The 226-nt window shown below is 61.5% G+C and carries 1 protein-coding gene; it reads left to right on the top strand.

Translation table 11 applies throughout. From position 1 onward, the window contains the following. Positions 1-226, top strand: a 226-nt coding sequence (locus tag E1297_RS48645; RefSeq protein WP_196223053.1) for a hypothetical protein, incomplete at both ends; no start/stop codon positions are given.

Below are 226 nucleotides of genomic sequence, written 5' to 3'. Positions count from 1 at the left end.
CATTGTCGGGGAGGGCTCCGATACGGATGCCTCCGATGGTGTGATCAATGCCTCGGCGGAGGATGTGTTTGCCGAGACTTATGCGCTTGATGACGGCACCCTGGCCGGCGTGCTGGCAGACAATGGCGGGCCGGTTCAGACCATCCTGCTCAAGGCGGACACCGACAACCCGGCACTGGACATTGGTGATGTGCCTGACGTCGATCTGGACGGCGACGGCATTGTT

This window comes from Roseibium sp. RKSG952, assembly GCF_009711355.1.
This window is presented reverse-complemented; position numbering and strand designations above follow the sequence as displayed.